Origin of the sequence: Jatrophihabitans telluris, assembly GCF_023516435.1 — a bacterium.
Lineage (GTDB): Bacteria > Actinomycetota > Actinomycetes > Mycobacteriales > Jatrophihabitantaceae > Jatrophihabitans_A > Jatrophihabitans_A telluris.
Map to the genome: position 1 here is coordinate 1,535,993 of NZ_CP097332.1, position 17,921 is coordinate 1,553,913.

Consider the following 17,921-nt stretch of genomic DNA (forward strand, 5'->3'; position numbering starts at 1 on the left):
AGGCTTTCCCACCCGCCCGTATGAGAGCAAGGAGCAGGTCGATGTCGCAGGAATCAGTCGTCGGTACCGCGCAGATCGGCGTGACCGGCCTGGCCGTGATGGGCCGCAACCTCGCCCGCAACCTGGCCCGTCACGGTTTTCGGGTTGCCCTTCACAACCGCACCCACAGCCGTACCGAAAGCCTCGTCGCCGATCACGGCGATGAGGGGACTTTCGTCCCGAGCGAGGGACTGCAGGACTTCGTGGCCTCCTTGGAGCGCCCGCGAGCGATCATCATCATGGTCAAGGCCGGCCAACCGACCGATGACGTGATCGACGAGCTTGTCCCGCTACTTGAAGAGGGCGACATCGTCATCGACTGCGGCAATGCCCACTACGCCGATACCCGTCGCCGCGAGAAGGAGCTGAAGGACAAGGGCCTGCACTTTGTGGGCAGTGGGGTCTCCGGCGGCGAGGAAGGTGCCCTCAACGGTCCCTCGATCATGCCCGGCGGCTCGGCCGAGTCCTACCAGAAGCTGGGTCCCATCTTCGAGTCGATCGCCGCTCAGGTCGACGGCACGCCGTGCTGCGTGCACGTCGGACCCGATGGCGCCGGGCATTTCGTCAAGATGGTGCACAACGGCATCGAGTACGCGGACATGCAGCTCATCGCCGAGGCCTATGACTTGTTGCGCAGCGGCCTTGGGGTGTCCCCGGCCGAGATCGCCGAGATCTTCAAGGAATGGAACTCCGGTGACCTGGAGTCCTTCCTGATCGAGATCACCGCCGACGTGTTGGCCCACATCGACGCCGAGACGGGTGAGCCGTTCCTCGACGTGGTGCTGGACCAGGCCGAACAGAAGGGCACGGGCCGGTGGACGGTGCAGAGCGCACTGGACCTCGGGGTTCCGATCACGGGCATCGCGGAGGCGACGTTCGCCCGGTCGCTGTCCGGGCACGCCGAGCAGCGCAAGGCCGCGGCCGCCACCTTCGATCAGCCGGCCGACGAGGGTTTCGTCAAAGACCGGCAGCAGTTCATCGACGACGTCCGCAAGGCGCTGTACGCCTCGAAGGTTGTCGCCTACGCGCAGGGTTTCGATCACATCAAGGCCGGTAGCGACGAATTCGGGTGGGACGTCGACCGTGGGGCGATGGCCACCATCTGGCGCGGCGGCTGCATCATCCGCGCCCGGTTCCTCAACCGGATCGTCGAGGCTTACGCCGACAAGCCGGAGCTGGAGAGCCTGCTGGTCGCTCCCTACTTCGCCGAGGCGGTCAGCGACGGGGTCGACAGCTGGCGGCGCATCGTCGCCGCGGCGGCGCAAGCGGGTATCCCCACCCCGGCGTTCTCGTCCTCGCTGGCCTACTTCGACGGCCTTCGGCGCAAGCGCCTGCCGGCCGCGCTCATCCAGGGGTTGCGAGACAACTTCGGTGCCCACACCTACCAGCGGGTCGACAAGCCCGGCTCGTTCCACACGTTGTGGGCCGGCGATGCAAGCGAGCACGAAGCCTGAGTTAGCGCGCCGCGCTTCGCGCGCGTCGCGCGCGTCCGCCCGGTCAGGGGGCGGGCTAAATTGGCGGGGTGTCTGATGACCGTCACCCGCTGGACGAGCACTTCCGAAACGCCGTGGCCGGGCTGTCCCGCGGGCCCGCGCGGGCTCCTGAGGCGCCCGTTCGCGCCGGGTCGGATCTGACCGTTTCACAAGCGCTGTCGCTGTTCCGGTCGCAGTGCGAGTCCCGGCACGCCGACCTCGCCGCCAAGTACCTGCAAAGCAGGGGGCGGGGTTACTACACGATCGGCTCGTCGGGACACGAGGGCAATGCCGCCGTCGCACAGGCGCTGCGGATCGACGATCCGGCCCTGCTGCACTACCGTTCCGGCGGTTTCTACTGTGCGCGGGCGCACCTTCACGGCGGGATCGACCCGCTGGCTGACATCTTGCGGGGCGTGGCCGCGGCTACCGACGAGCCCATTTCCGGCGGTCGGCACAAGGTCTTCGGCCGGCGCGAGTTGTCGATCATTCCCCAGACGTCGACAATCGCATCCCACCTGCCGCGCGCGGTCGGACTGGCGTTCTCGCTCGATCGGGTTCGTCGGCTTGGGGTGCCGTCCGAGTGGCCGGCCGACGCCCTCGTCGTGAGCAGTTTCGGCGACGCTTCGGTCAACCACTCCACCCTGGTCGGTGCGTTCAACACCTCCTCGAACACGGTGTACCAGGGCATCGGCATGCCGCTGTTGATGGTCTGTGAGGACAACGGTTTCGGCATCTCCACCCGTACCCCGGCCGGCTGGATCGCCCAGCGATTCTCGGCGCGGCCGGGTTTGCGCTACCTCGCCGCAGACGGCACGGATCTGGCCGACGTCTTCGATGCGACGCGTCAGGCGGCCGAGTTCGTCCGGGCCTCGCGCAAACCGGCTTTCCTGCACCTGAAGATGGTCCGTTTTCTGGGGCATGCGGGATCCGATGCCGAGGTGGCCTACCGCAAGCCCGGCGAGATCGCCGCGGACTACGAACGGGACCCGCTGGTGGCCACGGCACGCTTGCTCGCCGCCGCGGGGGCAGCCGATGGCATGGAGTTGCTGGCCGAGTACGAGGCGGTACGAGCACGGGCGCTGGAGCTTGCCGAACAGTTGCTGGGCCGGCCACAACTGGCGAGCGCCTCGGAGGTGATGGCGCCGTTGGCCTTGCCGGACGAGGAATCGGTCCGCGCCGAGGTCCTTCCGCGGGTGGGGGAGGACCACGGTGGCCAGCTGCGTTCTGAGGTATTCGCCGGACGCCGACCTGAGGACGAAGGCCCGCTGACCTTGGCCCAGTCGATCAACCGGGCGCTGCACGACGAGCTGTTCCGGCGGCCGGCCGCGGTCGTGTTCGGTGAGGACGTGGCGGTCAAGGGCGGCGTCTATGGGCTGACCAGGGGACTGCGAAAGGCCTTCGGTGCCGCGCGCGTGTGGGACACGTTGCTCGACGAGCAAGCGATCCTCGGGACCGGTCTCGGCGCGGGCCTAGCGGGCATGCTGCCGATTCCGGAGATCCAGTACCTGGCCTACCTGCACAACGCCGAGGACCAGCTGCGCGGGGAGGCCGCCACCCTGCGCTTCTTCTCCGATCGGCAGTATCGCAACCCGATGGTGGTACGCATTCCCGGCCTCGCTTACCAGAAGGGGTTCGGTGGCCATTTCCACAACGACAACTCGGTCGCGGTACTGAGGGATCTACCCGGGGTGCTCGTGGCGTGCCCGTCGCATCCCTCGGATGCGCCGGCCCTGCTCCGGACACTGCTGGCCGCAGCCGCCACCGACGGCGCCGTGTCGGTGTATCTCGAGCCGATTGCCTTGTATCACCGACGGGATCTGTACTCCGACGGCGACGGGCTCTGGCTCGCCGACTACGCCGCTCCGACGAACTGGAGTGCGTCCCACATTCCGATCGGCCGCGCCCGGATCTGGGGCAGGACAGCAGCGGACTCGCTCACGATCATCACCTACGGCAACGGGGTGCCGATGAGTCTGCGGGTGGCGAACGAGCTTGCTCGGCAAGGCGTCTCCGCACGGGTGCTGGATCTGCGCTGGTTGGCGCCGTTGCCGATTGGTGACATCGTGGCCGAGGCCGCCGCGACCGGGCGGGTGCTCGTCGTCGATGAGGGCCGGCGCTCCGGAGGGGTGTCCGAGGGGGTCGTGACGGCCTTGGTCGATGCCGGATTCGAAGGCCGCATCCGCCGGGTGACGAGCGAGGATTCCTTCATACCGCTGGGCGAAGCGGCCTACCACGTGCTGCTGGACGAAGCCACCATCCTGGACGCGGCGAAGTCACTGGTGTGACCGCGCCGCGCCCAGCGCCGGATATCAGACGGGTGCGTATTCCCGGTTGGGCTCGGAGCCGGGCTCGTCACTGGCAACCGTGGCATCGTCGGCTGCTTCGATGGATACCCGCGGAGTGACCTTGTCCAGCCAGGACGGATAGAACCAGTTCGCCTTGCCGATCACGTGCATGATGGAGGGCACGAGCACGGTGCGAACGACGAACGCGTCCAGGAAGACGGCTGAGGCCAGGCCGATTCCGAGCAGCTTCACGATGCGGTTGTCGTCGATGATGAAGCCGCCGAACACGGCGATCATGATGATCGCGGCAGCGGTGATGATGCCGCCGGTCTCACCCTGTCCGACGGTGATGGCCCGCTTGTTGTCCTGCGAGTGCAGCCATTCCTCATGCATGCGACTGACGAGGAAGACCTGATAGTCCATGGACAATCCGAACAGGATCGCGAAGAACATCACCGGGATGAACGGGAAGATCGGCCCACCGCCTCCGATCCCGAGTGGTTCGGCCAGCCAGCCCCATTGGAAGACGGCCACCACGATCCCGAAGGACGCTCCGGCCGCGAGCAGGTTCATCACCGCGGCGGTCAGCGGGACCACCAGGCTGCGGAAAGCCACCAGTAGCAGCAGGAACGACAGGCCGATGACCGCGATGAAGAACAGTGGCATCTTCGCCGACAGCACCTTCGTGAAGTCCACGAAGATGGCGGTCTGGCCGTAGACGTAGACGTGGTTGGCCGTGCCCCGGTACAGCGGAGGCAGCACGGTGGAACGCAGGGTCTTGACCACCTGGGTGGTCTTGACGTCCTGGGGCGAGGTTGTCGTCTTGAAGGCGATCAGGGCGATGTTCTTACCGGTCGGAACGGGTTGCACCGAGGCCGGTGCGACGTTCGGCACGGTTTTCAAGGTCGAACCGACCTGGGAGAGGAAAGCCTGATCGGTCGCTCCCGGGCCGTTGATGACCAGGGTGAGGTTCGAGTTGTAGCCCTTGCCGAAGCCCTGGGCGATGAGGTCGTATCCCTTGCGGGTCGTGGTGGCCTTCGGATCAGAACCCTGATCGGAGCTTCCCAACTGCATCGAGAAGAACGGGATTGCGAGCAGGACCAGGACCCCGGCGGCGACGATGCCGGCAGGGATGCGGAATCGCTGGATGTAGCGCGCCCATCGATACCAGAAACCGTGGTGCTCTGACATGTCGAACTCGCCGGCGCGCACCGCACGGCGTTGTTTACGTGGCAGCACCTTCAAACCGAGGGCGGCCAGCAGGGCCGGAAGTAAGGTCAGCGAGGCCAGCATGGTCAGGGCGACGCCGATGGCAGTGCCCAGCGAGACCCCGTATAGGAACGACACCTGCAGGGCCCAGAGCCCGAGCAGGGCGATGCAGACCGTCGTACCGGCGAACAGCACCGCTCGACCGGAGGTGTTGATGGCGTTGACGATCGATTCTTCGACGGGCATACCGCGCAGCAGGTTTCGTCGATGTCGCGTGACGATGAACAGGGCGTAGTCGACCCCGACACCCAGAATCATCAACAGCGCGAGGCTGTTGGCGAAAGTGGCGACCGACATCGCGTGCGACAGCAGCCCGATCAGGGCCAGCCCGCTGCCCATCGCGGCGATCGCGCTGGCCAGCGGCAGGACGGTGGCGCCGACCGTGCGAAAGACCAGCGCCAGGATTACGAGGGCGGCGAGGAAGCCGATCATCTCTGGGTTCACCGTGGGCCCGCTGTTGTCGTCGATCTTGAGGCCGTTGAACGCCGCACCGGTGAACTCGACCTGCAGAGAGCTCGATCGGAGAGATTTCAGTTGAACGATCGTGTCGGTCATGTCGCTGATGCTGGGCTGCGACGCGGCCCAGTTGAGGTCGACGATGCCGATCGATTTGTCCTGGCTGACCAGGCTCGCGGCACGGCCGGCCGCTGCCGGGTCGGCGCTGAGGGCGCCCTTGCCGTTGGTGCAGGTGATGAGACCGTAGGGGGAGGAGACCGACGCCAGCCCCTTACCGTTGCCGCACAGGGCGGTCAGAGCGGGCAGGACCTGCTGCTGGTGATCGGTGACGGCGCTGCCGCCCAAGGCGTGCAGGACCATCGTGCCGCTGGCGCCGTTCTGGGCGTCCAAGCCCGCGGAGGTCAGGAGCCTGGCAACTGTCTCGGTCTCGGTGTGCGGAAGTTTGAAGTCGTCCTTGTAGGTGGCGCCGCCGAGGCCGGCTAGTAACGCCTGCATGGCCACGATGAACAACACCCATGCCCCGACCACCCACCATCGACGGCGGACGGCGAACCTCGCGATTGTCTGCATCTCTTGTCGCTCCCTGTTGTGCAACACCGGACGTACAACTCCGGTGCGAATACTGGCCAAGGGGTACGACAACCCCCGCCTCGTTCTCAGCCCGCCTACAGGACAGCAGACACCCGGGACGTTCCGAGCAGATTTCAGCGAGCTGGAGCGAAGGTTTCGAGTACGTGGACGGCTCGGTTCATGGCTGAGTCCGCCTCCGCTGACGGGTCACCGATCTCGGGCACGAAGTTGAGATCGATGAAGACCTCGTCGACCCCCTGCGCGCCGAGCAGTTCGAGATCGTCCATGATCTGCCGCGCCGTTCCGGTGAGCTGGGGTCGGCCCTCGTTGTCGTCGGAGCGCGTCTCGCTCAGGCGCAGGACGCCGCGCACGATCACCCGGATCGCGTCGGGATCGCGGCCGGCCTGGGATGCGGCGTCCCGGATGATGCGGAGATCTTCCGGGATCCGGCGCAGATCGTGCCTGCTGCGGGTGATCCATCCGTCGGCCACCCGGCCGACCCGACGCAGCGCCGCTTCGGCATCTCCACCCAGCAGGATCGGCGGATGCGGCCGTTGCACCGGCTTCGGATCGATGTATGAGCGCGGTATCCGGTAGAACTCCCCCTCGAATTCGACCACGTCGGTCGTCCAGACCGCTTTGAGGCACTCGAGGAACTCGTCCAGGCGCGCGCCACGCCGTTGCATCGGGACGCCGCTGGCCACGAACTCGTCGGCCACCCACCCCAGGCCCAGGCCCGCGTCCAGCCGTCCCTCGGACAGCTCATCGATGGTGGCGAGTTGTTTGGCCAGCATGACCGGTGAGTAGAAAGGTGCGTTGACGATGGCGACGCCCAGCCGCGCGCGGCTTGTCAGGGCCGCGACAAAGGCCAGGGTCGTCAGCGGATCGGCAACCGAGCGATACATCGGCCCCATCGGGTCGCGCTCGGGATAGAGAAGTCGCTGGAAGGTCCACAGCGATGCGTAGCCGGCCTCCTCGGCAAGTCGAGCGATCTCGGCGAGGTTGTCACGGCGCGCCCAGGAACCGGAGACGGGAAGCCCGAAGCCGAGCTTCGGGCAGGAAGTGGCGGCAGACGCCGTCATCGGCCATCCAGCCACTGGCCGTCGAAGTACATCAAAGGGTCCGAAAGCAGTTCGATCTGGATGCCGTCGGGGTCCCGGAAGTACAGCGATTCCTCGATTCCCTTGTCGGGGCCGCCGTAACTGATGCCGGATTCGTCCAGCTTGGCCCGCAGACGGGCGTGCTCCTCGGGTGCGATGGAGATGGCGATGTGCTGCACGGTGCCCAGCGCCTCCACCCCAGGGGCCAGCCCGAGCCCTGGAAAGTCGAAGAAGCCGAGCAGGGTCGAGTTGCCGAGATCGAAGAAGAAGTGGGACGAACCCGGATAGTCACGGTTCTCCACGAGCTCGACCAGCGGAAAGCCCAACAATCCCTGGTAGAACTCGATCGTCGCGGCGACGTCGCGGCAGATGAGCGCCGCGTGGTGGATACCGCGAGCGCTGCTGCTCGGCCGCTGCGACACGGGCAGGAGATAGCGATCGCGCAGCTCGTCACGCTTTCGTGACAGTTCCTGCTGTTCCGCCTGCGTCGGCTTGTGTGTCGCCACGGCGCTTCCTCCACTCGGTCCGAACACCCTTTCGGTGCAGGCTACTCACCGGACCGGGCACGGGAACACTCCACCGAAGCTTGCCGGCAACGATGTCCAGTCCATCGGGGTGATCCGACGGACGGGCTCGGCGAAAAGTCCGCGCGGGCTGTGCCGAGGAATGAACTCCGAGTGAATTCCGCCAAAGCCGTGGCACGTGTCAGAGGGAGGTGGCAACCTGCGCTGCAGAGCGCAAACCAGCGCTGAGATCAGAGATCGAACAGTGGAGGTTGAGATGGTTACTCGAGACACGGCGTGGCCGGCGGGAACCCCATGCTGGGTGGACGTCGCCGCCAACGACATCGGGACCGCCAAGCTTTTCTACGAGGAAATCTTCGGTTGGGACATCCCGCCCGGGCGTGAGGAGTTCGGCGGTTACACCAATGCCTCGATCGAGGGACGGCTGGTCGCCGGCCTGACACCCAAGATGGACCCGGCACAGCCCACCACGTGGACCATGTACTTCGCCGTCACCGATGCCGACGCCGCCGCCGCTTCGATCACGGCCAACGGTGGCACGCTGCTCGCCGAACCGATGGACGTCATGGACCTGGGCCGTATGGCGATCGCCGTCGACCCGTTGGGTGCCGTGTTCGGTATCTGGCAGGCGGGCACCCACTCGGGAATTCAGCGGGCCAACGAAGACGGCGCGCTCGTCTGGGAAGAACACATGAGTCCGGACTTTGAGAAGGCAAAGGCCTTTTACAGTGCGGTGTTCGGCTTCGGCTTCACGGACATGAGCGGCCCGGACTTCACCTACGCCTCGTTCAACCGCGACGGCAGCGCCGAGATGGGCGACGCTCTCGGCGGTATCGGACAGACCGACGGCCAGAGTCCGGTGCCGGTGGGCTGGGCGGTCTACTTCCAGGTTCCCGATGTCGACAGCACCGTCGACGACATCGTCAAGCGCTCGGGCTCGGTGCTTCTGCCGCCATCGGACACCCCCTACGGTCGGATGTCGCTGGTCTCAGACCCTGAGGGCGCCGCCTTCTACGTGATGTCGCCGCCCGCTCAAGCTTCGGAATAGCCGGCGCCAGTGGCGGCCATCCTGACGCGTCGGGGTGGCCGCCAACCGGTCCTGTCACGGGCCGATCATGCGGTCGTTCGTGGTCGTGTGTGGTCGTGCCCGCTGGAGTCCGTCGGCGGCGGTCGTCGCTGACAGCCCTCATCGGGTTCTGGCAGAGTACGTGGGATGACCGATGTACAACCACGTTCGTCGTTGTCTTGGCGTCCGGTCGACGACGCGCCCGACTTGTTGGGGCCGACCGTCTCGCAACTGCTCGGCACCTGGTCGTCGTCGCTGGTGGAGGTCGCGCCCATCGATCCCGCGCTGGCGGATACCGCCGAGTTCTGCCGCAACTACGGCGTCGAACCTGCCTGCTCGGCCAACTGCGTCGTGATCACCGGAAAGCGCGAGGGCGTGGTCCGGTATGCCGCGTGTGTCATCCTCGCCACGACCCGCGCGGACATCAACGGAGTAGCACGTCGTCTGCTCGACGTGCGCAAGGCCTCCTTCGCCCCGATGTCTGATGCGGTCCGCCTCACCGGGATGGAGTACGGCGGCATCACGCCGATCGGGTTGCCCGCCGATTGGCCGATCCTCGTGGCGTCCCAGGTCGCGGACGCCGGGCCGGTCGTGGTGGGCAGCGGCCGCCGCGCGTCCAAGATCCGGATCGACGGCGCCGCGCTGCTGGAGCTGCCGAACGCTCAGCTGGCCGAAGAACTGGCCGGCTGAGGCCGAACGGGTATGCCGACGGCGTCGAGCAAGGCCGCGTGTAACCGGCCGTTGGAGGCAGCGGCGTGGCCCTGCTGGACTCCGGGAACGCCGTCGAGGCCGGTGAACGACCCGCCCGCCTCGGTAACGATGGGGGCGAGCGCCGCCATGTCCCACAAGGACAGTTCGGGTTCGGCCGCGACATCGACCGCGCCCTCGGCCACCAGCATGTAGGACCAGAAGTCACCGTAGGCGCGCGATCGCCACACCCGCCGGGTCAGAGCGATCATCTCCTCCACCCGGTCATGGGCCTGCCACCCGTCGATGGAGGCGTAGGACAAGCTCGCGTCGACCAGATCTCCGACCTCGGACACCCGGATACGGCGTGGTTGCTGGCCCGCCGAGTGGGCGTAGGCGCCCTGCCCGCGACGGGCCCACCACCGTTGCCCCAGCGCCGGCGCGGACACGACACCGAGGACGGGTTCGTCGTCGATGAGCAGTGCGATGAGGGTTGCCCACACCGGCACGCCCCGCACGTAGTTCTTCGTCCCGTCGATCGGGTCGACCACCCAGGTCCTGCGGCTGTGCCCCTGCGCCCCGAACTCCTCTCCGAAGAAGGCGTCATCGGGGCGGGCCTCCGCGAGCCGGTCACCGATAGCGCGTTCGACCGCTTGATCGGCGTCGCTGACCGGGCTGAGGTCAGGCTTGCTCGTCACCACCAGGTCCGCGGCGCGGTAGCGCGACGTAGTGATCCCGTCAGCCAGGTCCGCCAGCTCCAGCGCGATGGCAAGGTCGTCCGCGGTCGGGGTCAATCCGGTATCGGCACTCACGCCGCAGAGGTTATCGTCGCCGGGTGAACCAACTGCAGACCGGACGGCGAGGTGCGCGCTTTCTCGCCGCCACGGAGGGCATCGAGGAGATCGCCGATCCCGTCCTGCAGAAACTGAGCCGCAGCTACGTCCGTGACGGCGGGCAGTACTGGCGTTGCGGGGGGCTGTTGTGACCCGTCCGGCCTCGCGCCGCTCGCAGGTGGCGCCGTTCTACGTGATGGAGATCTTCGGGGCGGCCGAGGCTCGCCGGTCCGCCGGGCTGCCGGTTTACAACCTTGCCGCCGGACAACCGTCGACCGGCGCGCCGAGCGCGGTTCAGGCCGCCGCTGCCGCGGCCCTGGTAACCGACAAGATCGGCTACACCGCGGCTCTGGGCATTCCCGCTCTCCGGGCGGCGATCGCGAGCCATACCGAGCGTTGGTACGGCGTTGCCGTCAGCCCGGACAACGTCGTCGTCACCACCGGCTCCTCGGGCGGCTTCCTGGCCGCGTTCCTGGCCTGCTTCGACGCCGGCGACGTCGTGGCGATGGCCCGTCCGGGCTACCCCGCGTACCGGAACATCCTGGCCAGCCTGGGCTGTGTCGTGCAGGAGTTCGACTGCGGCCCCGAGCAGGATTACCTGCCCACCGTGGACATCCTCGACGCCCTCGATCCCTGTCCGGACGGGCTCATCCTCGCCTCGCCGGCCAATCCGACAGGCGCGATGATCCCGGACGCGGAACTGCGACGCATCGTCGAATGGTGCGAGCGACGCCAGGTCCGCCTCATCTCCGACGAGCTTTATCACGGAATCAGCTACGTCGGCGCGGCACCTACCGCCTGGCAGTACGGCCGCTCCAGCGTGGTGGTGAACTCGTTCTCGAAGTATTTCTCGATGACCGGCTGGCGGTTGGGCTGGCTTCTGGTGCCGGAGGAACTGCTCGATGCCGTCGATCGCATCGTCGGCAACTACTCCATCTGTCCGCCGGCGCTGTCCCAGCTGGCCGCCGTGGCGGCCTTCCAGGCCTACCCCGAACTCGATCAGAACGTCGCCCGGTACGCGGTCAACCGCGACAAGCTGCTGGCCGCTCTGCCGCGGATCGGGCTTCCCGATTTCGCTCCGGCCGACGGTGCGTTCTACGTCTACGCCGACGTGAGCGCCTACACCGACGACTCACTGAGCTGGGTGCGTCGGGTGTTGCGGGAGACCGGGGTCGCGCTCGCGCCCGGGCTCGACTTCGACACCACCAGCGGCGGCCACTTCGCCCGGCTGTCCTTCGCCGGCGAGACTGCTGAGATCGACGAGGCTATCGACGTACTGGGCTCGTTTCTGGCCCGCTGAGCGCCGTCGGACCGATCAGGCTCGCCCGTGTCGCCTCGGGCCGGTCACGGCTCGCCGAGATCGCTTCGGGAGACCAACAACCGGCGAAAGGCCTCCAGTCGAGCCGGGGTCGAATGGCCCGAGGCGATCCAGTCGTCGAGCTTGCACCCGTCGGCGGCCGTGAGGTGTTCGCATGATCCGGGACACTGCACAGCGCCGTCCTCGAGATCTGGAAAGGCCCACAACACATCCTGCGCGGTGACGTGCGCCAGTCCGAAGGAGCGCACCCCGGGGGTGTCGATGACCCAGCCGGTCAGTGGCGCGGGCAGCTGCAGGGCCACGACCGAGGTAGAGGTATGGCGCCCCTTTCCGATTCCGCTGACCACGCCGGTCGAACGGCCGGCTCCGGGCACCAACGCGTTGACCAGGGTGGACTTGCCTACCCCGGAGTGACCGACGAACACGGTGATCTTGCCGTCGAGAACGGCCCGAACCTCGCCCAGGTCGCCGCCCTTGCTCGTGGTCAGGGTCGGGACGTCGAGTGCGGAGTAGTTCTTCAACACCTCCTCCGGCGAAGCCAGATCGTTTTTCGTCAGCAACAGGATCGGCTCGATGTTGGCGGTCAGGGCGGCCACCACGGCACGATCGATCAGGCCGTAGCGCGGTGGCGGGTCGGCCAGCGCCGTGACGATGAGCAGTTGGTCGGCGTTGGCGACGATGACCCGCTCGTAGGGGTCGTTGTCATCGGCGGTCCGCCGCAGCACGGTTTCCCGCTCCGAGACGCGCACGATCCGCGACAGGGTGTCCGGGGCGCCGGTCAGGTCGCCGACCACCTCCACCCGGTCCCCGACTGCGATGGCAGTACGTCCGAGTTCACGGGCGCGCATGGTGATCAGCTGCAGCGGCGGATCGTTGAGCAGCACCCCGTAACGTCCGCGATCGACCGAGACGACCATTCCGGCGGCGGCGTCCACATGGGCCGGCCGTTGCTTGGTCCGTGGTCGACTGCTGCGGCCCGAAGGACGGTTGCGCACATCGTCCTCGTCCATTCGTCGCGTGTCCCGGCGGGCCATGAGAGTGCAGAATCCCCTTATCCTGCGGGGGTTTCTCGCTGCGCGAGCAGCGATTGCCACAAGCCCGGAAAGTCGGCGAGGGTCTTCGTGGTCGAGGCGATGTCATCGACGACGACGCCGGGGACGGCCAGGCCGAGCACCGCGCCGGCCTGGGCCATCCGATGATCGGCGTAGGCCCGGAAGACGGCTGGGTGCAACGGGGCCGGGCCGATGACGAGTCCGTCCTCGGTTTCGCTGACGTCGGATCCGGCGGCGGCAAGCTCGGTACGCAGCGCCGCAAGCCGATCGGTTTCGTGTCCGCGGATGTGGGCCACTCCGGACAGCCTCGAGCGGCCCGGGGCCAGGGCGCAGATCGCGGCGATGACCGGGGTCAGCTCGCTGGCCTCGTGCAGATCGGCCACCAGCGGGCGTAACCCGGCCAGACCGGGACCGGTCACGGTGAGCCCGTCCGGCGCGAGCCGCACCTCGGCGCCCAGGTGGGTGAACAGCTCACGCAGCAGATCACCGGGCTGGGTGGTCGTCGCGGGCCAGTGCGGCACCGTCACCGACCCGCCGCACACCAGCGCGGCGGCCAGGAACGGCGCGGCGTTGGACAGATCCGGTTCGATGACGGTGTCCGGCAGGTCGATGGCGCCCGGCACGACGACCCAGCGGTTGGGCTGGCTCGCGTCGACCTCGACACCGGCCTCGGCGAGGCACGCCAGCGACATCTCGATGTGGGGCAGCGAGGGCAGGCTCGCCCCGACGTGGTGAATCTCGAGCCCTTTGTCGAACCGAGCACCCGCCAGGAGCAGGGCGGAGACGAACTGGCTCGACGCCGAGGCATCCAGCTCGACGCGGCCGCCACCGATCGATCCGTTGCCGTGGACGGTGAAGGGCAGACCACCGGTGCCGTCGTCGGAGATGGACAGCCCGGCCTGGCGCAACCCGTCGAGCAGGGTCCGCATCGGACGGGTGCGGGCGTGCGGGTCACCGTCGAAGCAGCTGTCCCCGTCGGCGAAGCCGGCCAGCGGCGGAACGAATCGCATGACGGTGCCTGCGAGCCCGCAGTCGACCGGACCGGCGCTGAACCGGCCGGGGTGCACCCGCCAGTCAGCTCCCTCGTCGTCGATCCGCACGCCGAGGCTGCGCAACGCACCGCACATGAGCGTGGTGTCCCGGGCGCGCAGCGGGGCGGTCACGAGCGTGGGCGTCACGCTGAGGGCAGCGAGCACCAGCACCCGATTGGTCAATGACTTCGATCCCGGCAGTGCGACCGTTGCCGCCAAGGGGCCGCTCGCGCTGGGAGCAGTCCAGCCGAGGTCGCCGGAGGGTGTCATGGTCATAGTCTGCCGGTAGCGTCCATTCCTATGTGCGGCCGGTACGTATCCAGCAAATCCAGTTCGGACCTGCTCGACGAGTTCGACGCCGTCGACGAGACCGACGGCACGCTGTTCGAACCTGACTACAACGTGGCCCCGACCACCACCGTTCGCGCCGTCGTGACCCGGTTCCCGCGTGAACAATCGATCGGGATCGACTCCCAGGCCGGCGAGATCGCCGATGCCAAGACCGCGGGCAGGACCGGCGGAGTCGTCGCCCCGCGGACAGCGGTCCGGCAACTGCGGGCGGTGCACTGGGGCTTGGTCCCCTCGTGGGCCAAGGACGTCTCGTCGGGCAACCGGATGTTCAACGCGCGCGCCGAGACCGTCCCCACCAAGTCGGCCTTCAGCCGCGCGTTCGCCAAGCGGCGCTGCCTGATCCCGACCGACGGCTGGTACGAATGGCGCAAGACGACCGATCGTGCCGGTGCCCCGTCCAAGCAGGCCTACTACATGACCTCACCGGACGGCCGATCCATCGCGCTGGCCGGGTTGTACGAGTTCTGGCGACCGCGAACAGGCGCCGACGCCGAGCCCGGGGACTGGCTGGTGTCGGCCACGATCATCACGGTGGCCTCCCAGGGTGAACTCGCCGGCATTCATGAACGGATGCCCTTGGTGCTCGATCCGCGGGACTGGGATCGCTGGCTGGACCCGGCCGCGGACGGTCCGCTCGACCTGCTCGCGGGCTGGGACGAAGCCGGTGGCGAGGGACTCGAGCTGCGCCCGGTCGCGGATCTGGTCAACAGCGTGAAGAACAACGGTCCGGAACTGCTCGAGCCCGTCGCCGAGCCGGCCCAATCTCTCGAGTCAGCCCCATCCCTTGAGCGAGCTCAGTCGCTCGAGCTGTTCTGATGCCGTCCCGCCGGATCGAGATCGAGACGTCCAGCGGGCTCGCCTGGGTGGATCTCGACCGCGTCCCCGGTGGGCAGCGGTTGCTGCTGATCGGCCACGGTGCCGGGGGGTCGGTCGACTCGCCCGACCTGCTCGCGGTTCGCGAGCACTGCCTGGCGGCCGGGATCAGCGTCGCCCGAGTGACCCAGCCGTACCGGGTCGCGGGCAGGAAAGCGCCGCCGACCGCGCCCGTTCTGGACGACGCGTGGTTCGCGGTGGCGCGCGCCCTGGGCCGCCGACGGGGACTGAGCGCGCTGGAGTTCAGCTTCGGGGGCCGCTCCTCCGGCGCGCGAGTGGCCTGCCGGTGCGCGGCGACCGGGGCGGCCCCGGGCTCACCGCACTCGGTGGTGGCGATCGCGTTCCCCGTTCATCCGCCGGGCAAGCCGGAGCGTTCGCGGCTGTCCGAACTCGATGCGGTGCCGGTGCCGGTCCTCGTCGTTCAGGGCGACCGGGACCCGTTCGGGCTGCCACCACAGGCCGCGGGACGGACGGTGCGCATCGTCTCGGGGGACCACGGGCTCAAGCGCGCCGCTGACGAGGTGGGTCGGCTGGTGGCCGAGTACCTCTCGGCGTGACCGCCACGCCCAGCCGGGGCAGTCCACCCATCCGGAAACGGGCCGTCGACGCGGCCGGGGTGGGGCCGGGGTGCGGCCCTCGGCTCGGCCGCCCTCAGATCGTGGCGATGTCGGCGATGATGGCGCCGGTCAGTTGGGCGAGGTCGGCGGGGGACAGCTCGACCTGCAGGCCCCGCCGTCCCGCGGAGACGAAGACGGTCGAGAACGTCAGGGCGCTGGAATCGAGCACGACGCGCAGCTTGGTCCGGTGTCCGAGTGGGCTGATCCCGCCGAGGACGTACCCGGTGGCGCGCTGGGCCTTGCCCGGGTCGGCCATCTCGGCTTTCTTGCCCTCGACGGCCGCGGCAAGCGCCTTGAGGCTCAGCTTGCCCGCGACCGGAACCACCGCGCAGACCAGCGCACCGTCGACCGAGGCGATGAGAGTCTTGAAGATCTGGTGCGGGTCGACGCCCAACAAAGCCGCCGCTTCGTCGCCGTACGACCCCGATCGCGCATCGTGCTCATACGGATGCAGAGAGTGAGCAATTCCCTTATTTTGCAAGGCCAAAGTGGCCGGTGTGCCCTTACTCATGCCGTTGATCTTGCCAGGATGCGCAGAGCAGTCCATGCTCGGATGAAGCACCGGAATCGTGTATCCGGTTGCCCATGCAGCGGCGCTCAACGGGGGAACGACAATCATGGCCGAGGCTTTTGCTTTTTCGCATGTCTGGGAACAGCCGTCAGGGCTGTCGTGGCTCGTGCACAAGTGGGCGCATCACTCATCACGCCTGCTCGAACTGTCCGTAGCGCTCACGATCGCGCTGGGCTTCCGCACCGCAGCGCCGACAATGGTCGATCTCATCGCAACGCTGGCGCTGGTCGCCTTCGTCCTGATCACCTTCGTGCTCTTCCGATCCCACAACCGCCGGCTGTGCGAGTCCTGCGCCAGTGCGATTCCCTTGAACGCCGCCGAGCAGGGCGAGCGGTACCGCCGCAGGTTCGCCGTGGCCCACGCCTCTACCCAGCCCAAGCTGATGGGCGCATACCTCATCGTGCTGTTCGGCTCGAACGCGTTGCTGCTCGTGCCCGACGGCCGATATGGCTGGGCGCTCGTGCAGGCCAGCATGATTTACCTGATCTCCTCTCACGCGACCCACCGTCGGTTGCAGCCCTGGTGCCCCCAGTGCGCGGGCGGCGACGGCGGCTTCGAGCAGTTCGACGAGGCGCCCGACCTGCCGCGTGGCGGACGACTGCTGGTGTGAGCGTGCCCGTTGGCACCGCCGTCGCCTGAGTGGCCTGGCCGGTGGCCTGCGGCGGAGCGGGGAATGCGACCTCGATTTGTGGTGTTGATGACCACGATGTCAATAACCCCGCGCCTGGAAAGTTCTGCCCCGATGACTGTCGCGACCATGCTGAAGCCCGAACGTGAACCGGTGAGTTACCGGCCGTTCATGCTCACCGACGGTCACACTGGGCTGACCGATGGCCGCCCACACACGCTCCCCGTAAGCTCGCAGCAGCGCCACGTCGAACATGTCGATGTCGTCGGCGCCTGGAAGCAGAAGGGAAGCTCTGTGCCCGAAGAGACCGTCGAGGAGCGCCGCGCTCGGTTCGAGCGTGACGCGCTGCCCTTCCTCGACCAGCTTTATGCCGCCGCCATGCGAATGACGCGGAATCCCGCCGACGCCGAGGACCTCGTGCAGGAGACCTTCGTCAAGGCCTTCGCCGCCTTCCACCAGTTCCAGGAGGGCACGAACCTCAAGGCGTGGCTGTACCGCATCCTGACGAACAGCTTCATCAACACCTATCGCAAGAAGCAGCGTGAGCCGCAGAAGTCCAGCTCGGAGAACATCGAGGACTGGCAGCTCGCGGCCGCGGGTTCGCACACCTCGTCCGGCTTGAAGTCGGCCGAGATGGAGGCGCTGGATCACCTGCCCGATTCCGACGTGAAGGACGCGCTGCAATCACTTCCGGAAGACTTCAGGTTGGCCGTGTACCTGGCCGACGTCGAGGGCTTTGCGTACAAGGAGATCGCCGACATCATGGAAACGCCGATCGGCACCGTGATGTCGCGACTGCACCGTGGGCGTAAGCAGCTGCAGGTCTTGTTGGCCGACTACGCCAAGGATCGCGGACTGGTGAAGTCCGGCGCGTCAGAAGGAGACAAGTCATGATGGGCTTCGGGCCGGGTGGGATCGACTGCGACGATGTGCTCGCCGATGTCTACCTGTATCTGGACGACGAGAGCGACCCCGAGCTGCAGGGCCGCATCCGAGCTCACTTGGACGACTGCGCGCCGTGTCTCCGCCAGTTCGGCCTCGAGCAGGACGTGAAGTCGTTGGTGGCGCGCTGTTGCGGCGGGGACGTGGCGCCCGACAGCCTCAAAGCGAGCATCCGGCTCAGGTTGACCCAGGTCGTCATCGAGACAACTCACGTGGAGTACCGGGCCGACTGAC

General features: G+C 67.5%; 18 protein-coding genes. 11 read left to right on the forward strand and 7 right to left on the reverse strand.

Annotation, left to right across the window (positions count from 1 at the left end):
- Positions 1-41: 41 nt before the first annotated feature.
- Together gndA and M6D93_RS07245 are read left to right on the forward strand one after the other, a co-directional pair.
- Complete coding sequence (gene gndA, locus M6D93_RS07240) at positions 42-1,493, forward strand: NADP-dependent phosphogluconate dehydrogenase (RefSeq protein WP_249773685.1); 1,452 nt, start codon at positions 42-44, stop codon at positions 1,491-1,493.
- A gap of 68 nt (positions 1,494-1,561) precedes the next feature.
- Entirely contained in the window at positions 1,562-3,799 is a 2,238-nt protein-coding gene (locus tag M6D93_RS07245) for a thiamine pyrophosphate-dependent enzyme (protein ID WP_249773686.1), read from the forward strand.
- Between the two features lie 24 nt (positions 3,800-3,823).
- Here the strand turns inward: M6D93_RS07245 and M6D93_RS07250 are convergent, their stop codons facing one another.
- From M6D93_RS07250 to M6D93_RS07260, 3 genes are all read right to left on the reverse strand, one after another.
- Positions 3,824-6,094: an MMPL family transporter gene (locus M6D93_RS07250; RefSeq protein ID WP_249773687.1), complete on the reverse strand. Its 2,271-nt coding sequence runs from the start codon at positions 6,092-6,094 to the stop codon at positions 3,824-3,826.
- 134 nt (positions 6,095-6,228) lie between these two features.
- A complete protein-coding gene (locus tag M6D93_RS07255) occupies positions 6,229-7,176 on the reverse strand; it encodes a TIGR03619 family F420-dependent LLM class oxidoreductase (RefSeq protein WP_249773688.1) in 948 nt (315 codons plus the stop codon).
- The gene (locus M6D93_RS07260; RefSeq protein ID WP_249773689.1) at positions 7,173-7,700 is read right to left on the reverse strand and encodes a VOC family protein; all 528 of its coding nucleotides are present in this window, start codon (positions 7,698-7,700) and stop codon (positions 7,173-7,175) included. The genes M6D93_RS07255 and M6D93_RS07260 overlap by 4 nt, the downstream gene beginning before the upstream one ends.
- A gap of 274 nt (positions 7,701-7,974) precedes the next feature.
- Here M6D93_RS07260 and M6D93_RS07265 point away from each other — a divergent pair, with 274 nt between their 5' ends.
- Together M6D93_RS07265 and M6D93_RS07270 are read left to right on the forward strand one after the other, a co-directional pair.
- Positions 7,975-8,766, forward strand: a complete 792-nt coding sequence (locus M6D93_RS07265) for a VOC family protein (RefSeq protein WP_249773690.1) — start codon at positions 7,975-7,977, stop codon at positions 8,764-8,766.
- Between the two features lie 165 nt (positions 8,767-8,931).
- Positions 8,932-9,474, forward strand: coding sequence for a YbaK/EbsC family protein (locus M6D93_RS07270; protein WP_249773691.1), 543 nt, complete (start codon positions 8,932-8,934; stop codon positions 9,472-9,474).
- Here M6D93_RS07270 and hisN read toward each other — a convergent pair.
- Positions 9,447-10,283, reverse strand: a complete 837-nt coding sequence (gene hisN, locus M6D93_RS07275) for a histidinol-phosphatase (protein WP_249773692.1) — start codon at positions 10,281-10,283, stop codon at positions 9,447-9,449. The genes M6D93_RS07270 and hisN overlap by 28 nt on opposite strands.
- A 23-nt stretch (positions 10,284-10,306) precedes the next feature.
- Here hisN and M6D93_RS07280 point away from each other — a divergent pair, with 23 nt between their 5' ends.
- The gene (locus M6D93_RS07280; protein WP_249773693.1) at positions 10,307-10,456 is read left to right on the forward strand and encodes a hypothetical protein; all 150 of its coding nucleotides are present in this window, start codon (positions 10,307-10,309) and stop codon (positions 10,454-10,456) included.
- Positions 10,453-11,604: a pyridoxal phosphate-dependent aminotransferase gene (locus M6D93_RS07285; RefSeq protein ID WP_249773694.1), complete on the forward strand. Its 1,152-nt coding sequence runs from the start codon at positions 10,453-10,455 to the stop codon at positions 11,602-11,604. Before M6D93_RS07280 ends, M6D93_RS07285 begins: the two co-directional genes overlap by 4 nt.
- 44 nt (positions 11,605-11,648) lie before the next feature.
- Here M6D93_RS07285 and rsgA read toward each other — a convergent pair whose 3' ends face one another.
- Together rsgA and aroA are read right to left on the reverse strand one after the other, a co-directional pair.
- Entirely contained in the window at positions 11,649-12,656 is a 1,008-nt protein-coding gene (gene rsgA, locus M6D93_RS07290) for a ribosome small subunit-dependent GTPase A (protein WP_347343527.1), read from the reverse strand.
- Between the two features lie 17 nt (positions 12,657-12,673).
- Positions 12,674-13,981, reverse strand: coding sequence for a 3-phosphoshikimate 1-carboxyvinyltransferase (aroA, locus tag M6D93_RS07295; RefSeq protein ID WP_347343528.1), 1,308 nt, complete (start codon positions 13,979-13,981; stop codon positions 12,674-12,676).
- 24 nt (positions 13,982-14,005) lie between these two features.
- Between aroA and M6D93_RS07300 the strand changes: the two genes are divergently transcribed.
- Both M6D93_RS07300 and M6D93_RS07305 read left to right on the forward strand, forming a co-directional pair.
- Positions 14,006-14,872: an SOS response-associated peptidase gene (locus M6D93_RS07300; protein ID WP_249773697.1), complete on the forward strand. Its 867-nt coding sequence runs from the start codon at positions 14,006-14,008 to the stop codon at positions 14,870-14,872.
- Positions 14,872-15,486 (forward strand): alpha/beta hydrolase family protein, encoded by a 615-nt coding sequence (locus M6D93_RS07305; RefSeq protein ID WP_249773698.1) that lies wholly within the window; start codon positions 14,872-14,874, stop codon positions 15,484-15,486. The genes M6D93_RS07300 and M6D93_RS07305 overlap by 1 nt, the downstream gene beginning before the upstream one ends.
- Positions 15,487-15,580: 94 nt before the next feature.
- On the opposite strand, the gene ybaK is transcribed toward M6D93_RS07305, so the two are convergent.
- Positions 15,581-16,057: a Cys-tRNA(Pro) deacylase gene (ybaK, locus tag M6D93_RS07310; RefSeq protein WP_249773699.1), complete on the reverse strand. Its 477-nt coding sequence runs from the start codon at positions 16,055-16,057 to the stop codon at positions 15,581-15,583.
- 106 nt (positions 16,058-16,163) lie between these two features.
- Here ybaK and M6D93_RS07315 point away from each other — a divergent pair, with 106 nt between their 5' ends.
- The 3 genes from M6D93_RS07315 (at position 16,164) to rsrA (ending at position 17,920) form a co-directional block, all read left to right on the forward strand.
- Positions 16,164-16,727 (forward strand): hypothetical protein, encoded by a 564-nt coding sequence (locus M6D93_RS07315; RefSeq protein WP_249773700.1) that lies wholly within the window; start codon positions 16,164-16,166, stop codon positions 16,725-16,727.
- Positions 16,728-16,859: 132 nt separating this feature from the next.
- Entirely contained in the window at positions 16,860-17,639 is a 780-nt protein-coding gene (locus M6D93_RS07320; RefSeq protein WP_249773701.1) for a sigma-70 family RNA polymerase sigma factor, read from the forward strand.
- Positions 17,636-17,920 (forward strand): mycothiol system anti-sigma-R factor, encoded by a 285-nt coding sequence (gene rsrA, locus M6D93_RS07325; RefSeq protein ID WP_249773702.1) that lies wholly within the window; start codon positions 17,636-17,638, stop codon positions 17,918-17,920. The genes M6D93_RS07320 and rsrA overlap by 4 nt, the downstream gene beginning before the upstream one ends.
- The last annotated feature ends 1 nt before the right edge of the window (position 17,921 follow it).

Excerpts from the sequence above, each read along its gene's own strand:
- M6D93_RS07250 (WP_249773687.1), bottom strand. The coding sequence starts at position 6,094 with ATGCAGACAATCGCGAGGTTCGCCGTCCGCCGTCGATGGTGGGTGGTC.
- M6D93_RS07300 (WP_249773697.1), top strand. The coding sequence starts at position 14,006 with ATGTGCGGCCGGTACGTATCCAGCAAATCCAGTTCGGACCTGCTCGAC.
- gndA (WP_249773685.1), top strand. The coding sequence starts at position 42 with ATGTCGCAGGAATCAGTCGTCGGTACCGCGCAGATCGGCGTGACCGGC.
- M6D93_RS07305 (WP_249773698.1), top strand. The coding sequence starts at position 14,872 with ATGCCGTCCCGCCGGATCGAGATCGAGACGTCCAGCGGGCTCGCCTGG.
- M6D93_RS07265 (WP_249773690.1), top strand. The coding sequence starts at position 7,975 with ATGGTTACTCGAGACACGGCGTGGCCGGCGGGAACCCCATGCTGGGTG.
- M6D93_RS07255 (WP_249773688.1), bottom strand. The coding sequence starts at position 7,176 with ATGACGGCGTCTGCCGCCACTTCCTGCCCGAAGCTCGGCTTCGGGCTT.
- M6D93_RS07320 (WP_249773701.1), top strand. The coding sequence starts at position 16,860 with ATGACTGTCGCGACCATGCTGAAGCCCGAACGTGAACCGGTGAGTTAC.
- ybaK (WP_249773699.1), bottom strand. The coding sequence starts at position 16,057 with ATGAGTAAGGGCACACCGGCCACTTTGGCCTTGCAAAATAAGGGAATT.
- M6D93_RS07270 (WP_249773691.1), top strand. The coding sequence starts at position 8,932 with ATGACCGATGTACAACCACGTTCGTCGTTGTCTTGGCGTCCGGTCGAC.
- M6D93_RS07315 (WP_249773700.1), top strand. The coding sequence starts at position 16,164 with ATGGCCGAGGCTTTTGCTTTTTCGCATGTCTGGGAACAGCCGTCAGGG.
- rsrA (WP_249773702.1), top strand. The coding sequence starts at position 17,636 with ATGATGGGCTTCGGGCCGGGTGGGATCGACTGCGACGATGTGCTCGCC.
- rsgA (WP_347343527.1), bottom strand. The coding sequence starts at position 12,656 with ATGGCCCGCCGGGACACGCGACGAATGGACGAGGACGATGTGCGCAAC.
- aroA (WP_347343528.1), bottom strand. The coding sequence starts at position 13,981 with ATGACCATGACACCCTCCGGCGACCTCGGCTGGACTGCTCCCAGCGCG.